6 protein-coding genes are annotated in these 4396 nt (G+C 72.7%); 4 read left to right on the top strand and 2 right to left on the bottom strand.

Annotation, left to right across the window (positions count from 1 at the left end; all coding sequences use genetic code 11):
- On the bottom strand, positions 1-362 hold a 362-nt coding region (locus tag HII36_RS53525; RefSeq protein WP_173531085.1), incomplete at its 3' end, for a thiol-disulfide oxidoreductase DCC family protein.
- A 57-nt stretch (positions 363-419) separates the two neighbouring features.
- Positions 420-1469 (bottom strand): aldo/keto reductase, encoded by a 1050-nt coding sequence (locus HII36_RS53520; protein ID WP_173531084.1) that lies wholly within the window; start codon positions 1467-1469, stop codon positions 420-422.
- Positions 1470-1517: 48 nt separating this feature from the next.
- Between HII36_RS53520 and HII36_RS53515 the strand changes: the two genes are divergently transcribed.
- The 4 genes from HII36_RS53515 (at position 1518) to prfH (ending at position 4194) form a co-directional block, all read left to right on the top strand.
- Positions 1518-1913 (top strand): MerR family transcriptional regulator, encoded by a 396-nt coding sequence (locus tag HII36_RS53515; RefSeq protein ID WP_173531083.1) that lies wholly within the window; start codon positions 1518-1520, stop codon positions 1911-1913.
- Positions 1914-1998: 85 nt separating this feature from the next.
- Positions 1999-2217, top strand: coding sequence for a hypothetical protein (locus tag HII36_RS53510; protein ID WP_173531082.1), 219 nt, complete (start codon positions 1999-2001; stop codon positions 2215-2217).
- A gap of 133 nt (positions 2218-2350) precedes the next feature.
- On the top strand, positions 2351-3541 hold the full coding sequence (locus HII36_RS53505) for an RNA ligase RtcB family protein (protein WP_236005163.1): 1191 nt from the start codon (positions 2351-2353) through the stop codon (positions 3539-3541).
- Positions 3538-4194: a peptide chain release factor H gene (gene prfH, locus HII36_RS53500; RefSeq protein ID WP_173531081.1), complete on the top strand. Its 657-nt coding sequence runs from the start codon at positions 3538-3540 to the stop codon at positions 4192-4194. The genes HII36_RS53505 and prfH overlap by 4 nt, the downstream gene beginning before the upstream one ends.
- Positions 4195-4396 lie beyond the last annotated feature (202 nt).

Below are 4396 nucleotides of genomic sequence, written 5' to 3'. Positions count from 1 at the left end.
GTCGCGGGGATGGCGCAGGCCGCGGTGCCGCCGGGCAGGCGGTGGCGGTTGCCCGCGACGAGCCGGTACACCCCGTGCGCCACCCACCGGATCGGCGGCAGCCGCAGCAGCAGCCCGAGCGGGCTCCACGGCAATCCGGCGTCGATCAGCAGCTTGGCCACCGCCTGCGCGCCGCCGTGCACCCGGCGCTCGCCGACCCACAGCAGCTCGTAGATCGCCTGCTCGCGCGTCACCCCGAGCTCGCCGAGGTCGGCGGCCTGCCAGGCGACGATCTCGGCCCGGGTCCGCAGATGCCGCCGGACAAACGCGACGCACACCGTGCAGAACCCGCAGTCTCCGTCGAACACGAGCACCGGCCTCATGACCAAGATCCTACCGACGCGGCCCACGTCCCCGACGAGACGGCCGCGCCGCTGCGGTCAGCTCGCGGCGCGGTCGTCCACGGGGCGGCGGCGCAGTGCCGGGTCGGTCAGCGGGGCCGGGCTCCAGAGGCCGACCGGGTGGTAGACGTTGGTGCCCGGCGGCACGAGCTCGTCGATCCGGTCCAGCACCGCGTCGTCGAGCACCAGCGAAGCGCTCTTCAGCAACCCGTCCAGCTGCTCCATCGTGCGCGGGCCGAGGATGACCGAGGTGACCGCCGGGTGGGACGCGGCGAAGGCGACGGCCAGCGCCGGCAGGGAGCAGCCGAGCTCGTCCGCCAGTTTCACCAGTTCCTCGACGACCTCCAGCTTGGCCGCGTTGACCGGGATAGACGGGTCGAACCGTTCCGGCGCCCGTGCGGCACGGCCCTGTGACAGGTCGATCTGCTGTCCCTTGCGGTAGCGGCCGGTCAGGAATCCCCAGCCCAGCGGGCTGTAGGTGAGCACGCCCATACCGAGCCGCTGCGCGGTCGGCAGGACGTCGCCCTCGATGCCGCGTGCCAGGATGTTGTACGGCGGCTGCTCGGTGCGGAACCGGTACAGGCCGCGCTGCCTGGCCACATGGTAGGCCTCCACCGTCTCGTGCGCGGGGAAGGCGGAGCTGCCGAAGGCCCGGATCTTGCCCTGACGTACCAGGTCGGTCAGCGCGGAGAGGGTCTCCTCGATGTCGGTCCGGTGGTCGGGGCGGTGGATCTGGTAAAGGTCGATCCAGTCGGTGCGCAGCCGCTTGAGGCTCGCCTCGACCGCACGCATGATCCAACGACGCGAGTTGCCGCTCCTGTTGCGCCCCTCCCCCATCTGGAAGTGCACCTTGGTCGACAGCACCACCTCGTCCCGCCGGCCCTGCAGCGCCTTGCCCACGATCTCCTCGGACTCGCCCGCCGAGTACATGTCTGCGGTGTCGACGAAGTTGATGCCGTGGTCGAGCGCGGTGTGGATGACGCGGATGCTGTCGTCGTGGTCGGGGTTGCCGGCCGAGCCGAACATCATGGTGCCCAGGCAGTAGGTGCTGACCTCGATGCCGGTGCCGCCGAGGATGCGATATCTCATACCTCGGAACCGTAGAATCTAGAGTCGGCTCTAGGTCAAACTGGCCGCATGTCGGAGTTGAGTATCGGCCAGGTCGCCGAGCGCACCGGGCTCAGCGTGCACACGCTCCGGTTCTACGAGCGGGAGGGGCTGCTGACCCAGCCGGTACGCCGGGGAACGGCCGGGCATCGGGTCTACAGCGAGGGTGACGTCGACTGGCTGGGCGTGTGCATCCGGCTGCGCGCGTCCGGCATGCCGCTGACCGACATCCGGCGCTACACCGAGCTCGTCAGGGCGGGGCAGGGCAACGAGGTGGATCGGCTGGAGGTGCTGCGCGAACATCGGGAGCGGGTGCTCGCCCAGATGGACGAGCTCAGCGAATGCCTCAAGCTGATCACCCACAAGGTGGCCATCTACGAGGGCCAGCTGGGGTTGCGGGAGCACGTCCCGGACTGCAAACCCTGAGCCCACCTGGGAGCGCCGGTTCCCGCATCGGGCCGCCACGCAGGCGTCCATCGCCCTGACCTCGGCCACTGGCGTCGCCGGGCACGTGCTCGCCAAGGCGCCCAAGGGCCGGTCCGGGCACAAGACCACCGCCGCGCTCGCCGACCGGGTGCTGCCCGCCCGCGAGATCACCGCGGCGCTCGACGCCGTCTGCTGGGAGGCCGGTGCCGTGTCGCGGGGGTCCGTCGCGGACCCCTGTGACCGGGATGTCCGGCGGAAAATCGGTTGCCTCGCGTGGCGGGCGCGGGGAACGCTTGGCGCATGAGGATCTGACGGACAGCACCGCCCTTCCGCGCTGCCGCGGCGCTCACTCGCCGCCATGATGCCGCGTGCCTCCATCCTTCTTCAGCGAAAACCGCAGCGAAACCGCAGCGAAGACCTCAGCTAGAAACCTCGGCTTGAACCTCAGCGAAGAGAGCGCGTCTTTGTCCCAGCAACACTCCCCGACACCGCCCGCCACCACGGCCACGGTCACCGTGTTCGCCTCCCCCACCAGCTGGATCGAGTCCGACGCGGTCGCGCAGTGCCACCAGGTGGCCGCGCTCGACGGCATGATGCACGTCGCCGGCATGCCCGACCTGCACCCCGGCAAGGGCGCACCCATCGGCGCCGCCATGCTGTCGGCCGTCCTGTACCCGTTCCTGGTCGGCTCCGACATCGGGTGCGGCATCGCGGTGTTCCCCATCAGGCTCAGGCGCGCCGTCCCCGAGAAGCTGGCCGGACGTTTCCCCGACCTCGACCGCGCGCTCGACCCCGAGCGGGACGCCGGCGATCCGGCCTGGGACGTCGTGGCGGGCGACATCCCGGCCGGGCACACCGAAGGCCTCGGGACGGTCGGCCGGGGCAACCACTTCGTCGAGCTGGCCCGCGTCGGCACCGTGTTCGAGCCCGGCCACGCGAGCCGGCTCGGGCTCGACGCCGGTGACCTGGTGCTCGTCGTCCACAGCGGTTCCCGCGGGCTGGGCGAGCGGATCCTGCGGGCGCACACCGAGGTCCACGGCGCGGGTCCCGCCCCCGACCCGGACGCGTACCTGGCCCTGCACGACGACGCCGTACGGTGGGGGTCGCTCAACCGGCGGCTGCTGGCGGCCAGGGTCGCGCACGCCCTGGGCGCCGAGCCCACGGAGCCGATCGTCGACCAGTGCCACAACCTGGTCGAGGTCCGCGACGGCACCTACCTGCACCGCAAGGGGGCGGCGCCGGGCGACGGCCGTGACGTGCTCGTCGCCGGCACTCGCGGCACCCCGTCCTACCTGGTCGTCGGCCACGCCGGGCCGGAGGCCGGCCATTCGGTGGCGCACGGCGCGGGGCGCAAGATGTCCCGTGCGGACGCGCTGCGCCGCGGGAAGGCCAAGCACACGGTGGACGAGCTGCGCCGCACCCCAGTCGGGTCGCTGGTGGTGTGCGGTGACCGGCAACTGCTGTTCGAGGAGGCGCCGACGGCCTACAAGCGCATCGAGCAGGTGGTCGGCGACCTCGTCCAGCACGGCCTGGCCACGCCGGTGGCCACCACGGTCCCGCTGGTCACGTACAAGACGCCGGACGCCGGGTCCGCGCCGGGCGGCCGCCGCGGGCGGGGGCGCCGGTGAGCGTCCATCTGCTGCTGTCGGCCGGACGCGGCCCGCAGGAGTGCGCGTGGGCCCTGGCCAGGCTGCTGCGCCGGCTGGAGACCGAAGCCGCCGGGCTGGGCCTGGAGACCCACCGGGCGGACGTCGTGCCGGGCGAGCGTCCTGGCACGTACCGGTCGGTGCTCGTCCGCATCTCGGGGGACGGCGCCGAGGCGTTCGCCGCCGCCTGGACCGGCACCCTGTGCTGGCAGGCCCCCAGCCCCTACCGGGCCGGCACCGGCCGCAAGAACTGGTACGTCATCGCCCGGCCGTGCGAGGTCGACGCCCCGCGCACGACGTTCGCCGAGGCGGACGTCGACGTCGTCGCCTGCCGCACCGGCGGCCCCGGCGGCCGGCATCGCGACAAGGCCGAGACGGCAGCGCGGGCGACCCACCGGCCCACCGGGATCGTCGTCGTGGTCGACACCGAGCGGCAGTTCAGCCTCAACCGCCGCCTCGCGCTGCGGCTGTTGCGCGAGCGCATCGAGCACGGCGACGAGCTGGCGGAGCGCGCCGTCACCGCCGCCCGGCGGCGCGTCCACGACGAGCTCGTCCGCGGCAACCCCACCCGCGTCGAACGCCCACACACCCCGGACCAGCCCCCGCAGGTGCAGCCGCGCCGCCGACGACGGTGACCCCGCACGCGGGTCCGGGTGCCCTACCGGCACCCGGACCGATTTAGTACCGTTCCATCGGCATCTTCCGCCACCAAAGTGATCGATTCCGATCATTACCCCCACCGCAGGAGTGTCCCGTGCGTATCCGCTCCGTGCTGACGTCCGTCGCCGTGCTGGCCGCCGGCGTGGTCGCCGTCTCCCCGCCCGCCCACGCCGCGGC

Origin of the sequence: Nonomuraea antri (assembly GCF_013283785.1) — a bacterium.
Lineage (GTDB): Bacteria > Actinomycetota > Actinomycetes > Streptosporangiales > Streptosporangiaceae > Nonomuraea > Nonomuraea antri.
Note: the sequence above shows the minus strand (reverse complement) of the source record. Positions and strands in the feature narration are given on the sequence as shown.